Here is a 2504-nt window from a genome sequence, read left to right on the forward strand (position 1 = left end):
ACTAGGAGGCATGCATGAGCGTCATCATCGATGTGTTCGGTCGCGAGATTCTGGACTCGCGCGGCAACCCGACCGTGGAAGTTGAAGTGGTGCTGGAAGACGGCGCGTTCGGCCGTGCCGCGGTGCCGTCGGGCGCTTCGACGGGCGCGTTCGAGGCCGTCGAGCTGCGCGACTGCGACAAGGGCCGCTATCTCGGCAAGGGCACACTGGATGCTGTCGCCCACGTGAACGAGGAGATCGCCGAGGCGCTCATCGGCGTCGAGGCCGACGATCAGCGCTTTATCGACGACATCATGCTGCAGGTGGACGGCACCGACAACAAGGGTGCCTTGGGCGCGAACGCCATCCTTGGCGCGTCGCTGGCCTGCGCCAAGGCTGCTGCCGAGTCGGCTGAGCTGCCGCTGTACAAGTACGTCGGCGGCGCGAACGCGCACCTGCTGCCCACGCCCATGATGAACATCCTCAACGGCGGCGTGCATGCTGACAACAACGTGGACTTCCAGGAGTTCATGATCATGCCGGTGGGCGCGAGCACGTTCGCCGAGGCGCTGCGCTGGTGCGCCGAGATCTACCACACGCTGAAGAAGGTGCTGCATGACGCGGGCCTCGGCGGCGGCGTGGGTGACGAGGGTGGCTTCGCCCCCAACTTCAAGACGAACGAAGAGCCGCTCGAGTACGTGACGAAGGCGTGCGAGGCTGCCGGTTACAAGCCCGGCGTGGACATCATGTTCGCCATGGACCCGGCATCCACCGAGTTCTACGACGCCGATAAGAAGAAGTACGTGCTGGCGGGCGAGGGCCGCGAGCTGACCAGCGCCGAGATGGTGGACTATTGGGAAGCGCTCGTGAACAAGTACCCCATCGTCTCCATCGAGGACGGTATGGCCGAAGAGGATTGGGACGGCTGGAAAGAGCTGACCGACCGCATCGGCGACCGCGTGCAGCTGGTGGGCGACGACCTGTTCGTCACCAACTCCAAGCGCCTGGCCAAGGGTATCGAGCTGGGCTGCGCGAACGCCATCCTCATCAAGGTGAACCAGATCGGCAGCCTGACCGAGACGCTGGAGGCCATTGAGATGGCGAAGCAGGCCGGCTATGCATGCGTCATGAGCCACCGCTCCGGCGAGACCGAGGACACCACCATCGCCGACCTGGCCGTCGCTTGCAACACCGGCCAGATCAAGACGGGCGCGCCCTGCCGCAGCGACCGCGTGGCGAAGTACAACCAGCTGCTCCGCATCGAGGAAGAGTTGGACACCGCCGCCCAGTACGCCGGCATGAACGCCTTTTACAATATCAACCGCTAACGGTTGCGAGAGCTTGACGGCTCTTTAGCTTCGCGAAACGAGAAGGGCTGCCTTTGGGCAGCCCTTCTTCATGAGCGGGAAAAGGCTTTGCCCTACGCTCCCCGGTGCATGTCCATGTCGGGGGCGGGGTGCTCCAGCACTCCCTGCTCCAGCATTTCGCCGCTTTGGCGCACGTAGTCGTCGGCGGGGAAGGTGCACATGGACGCAATCTCCTCGTCGGTCAGCGCGCGCTTCACGCGCGCCGGCGTGCCCATGATGAGGCTGCCCGGCGGGAACTCCTTGCCCTCTGTCACCAGCGATCCTGCCCCGATCAGGCTGTTCGCGCCGATCTTCGCGCGGTTCATCACGATGGAGCCCATGCCCACCAGCACGTTTTCGCCCAGCTCGCACCCGTGCAGGATGGTGCCGTGGCCTACGGTGCAATGCGGCCCCACGATGCAGGGCACGTCGAAATCCACGTGGACGACCGTGTTCTCCTGCAAGTTGGACTCGTCGCCGATGACGACGGGCGCGTCGTCGCCGCGGATCTGCACGCCGGCGAACACGCTGGCGTCGCGGCCGATGGTCACGTCGCCCACGATGCCAGCCGACGGCGCGATGCGGGCGGTGGGATGGGCTTTCACGCGGTGGTACAGGGGCGTTTCTTCTGAGGTCATGGGCGTCTCCTTGTGTGCGAGGGTTCGGTGTCCTTCCATTATCGCGAACCTGGGGGCGAGGGGCTATCGTCAGATCATGGCGATTGGGTGGAGCGCCCCCCCTTGAAGCCCGCGTACGACTGCCGATGCTGCCAAACTTCCTGCGCAACACTATACTGCAAGCGCTATAATGAGCCGCACGAAGGAAAAGGATGTGCAACCATGCCAGAAATGATCTCACTTGAAGAGGCCCGTGCGCTCGTGTTGTCCCATGCGGCGCCCCTGCCGGTGGAAACCGTGCCCGTGTTGGAAGCGGTCGGCCGCGTGGCCGCCGCCGATTTGAAGAGCGATATCGACATCTCGCCGTTCGCCCATTCGGCGATGGACGGGTTCGCGGTTCGGGCCGCCGAGCTTGCCGAGGCGTCGCAGGAAGCGCCGGTCGAACTGGACGTCGTGGCCGAGATCGCGGCGGGCGACGTGTTTGAAGGCTCTATCGAGGCCGGGCAGTGCGTGCGCATCATGACCGGCGCGCCCATGCCCGACGACGCAGACTCCGTGGTGA

At 64.8% G+C, this 2504-nt stretch carries 2 protein-coding genes and 1 pseudogene; 2 read left to right on the forward strand and 1 reads right to left on the reverse strand.

The genetic code is table 11. The features are described 5' to 3' along the window. Positions 1 to 14 precede the first annotated feature (14 nt). Positions 15 to 1307 carry a phosphopyruvate hydratase gene (eno, locus tag ACMO6A_RS05825; protein WP_009306906.1) on the forward strand — a complete coding sequence of 431 codons (1293 nt, stop codon included), beginning with the start codon at positions 15 to 17 and terminating at the stop codon, positions 1305 to 1307. Positions 1308 to 1399: 92 nt separating this feature from the next. Here eno and ACMO6A_RS05830 read toward each other — a convergent pair whose 3' ends face one another. Next, complete coding sequence (locus ACMO6A_RS05830) at positions 1400 to 1963, reverse strand: gamma carbonic anhydrase family protein (RefSeq protein WP_009306905.1); 564 nt, start codon at positions 1961 to 1963, stop codon at positions 1400 to 1402. A 201-nt stretch (positions 1964 to 2164) separates the two neighbouring features. On the opposite strand from ACMO6A_RS05830, the pseudogene ACMO6A_RS05835 reads away from it, so the two are divergent. Further along, positions 2165 to 2504: pseudogene (locus ACMO6A_RS05835) on the forward strand (molybdopterin molybdenumtransferase MoeA); the annotation flags it as partial.

This window comes from Eggerthella sp. (genome assembly GCF_048329335.1).
GTDB classification, from domain to species: domain Bacteria; phylum Actinomycetota; class Coriobacteriia; order Coriobacteriales; family Eggerthellaceae; genus Eggerthella; species Eggerthella lenta.

Coding starts and splice junctions, on each gene's coding strand:
- eno (WP_009306906.1), top strand. CDS start 15: ATGAGCGTCATCATCGATGTGTTCGGTCGCGAGATTCTGGACTCGCGC.
- ACMO6A_RS05830 (WP_009306905.1), bottom strand. CDS start 1,963: ATGACCTCAGAAGAAACGCCCCTGTACCACCGCGTGAAAGCCCATCCC.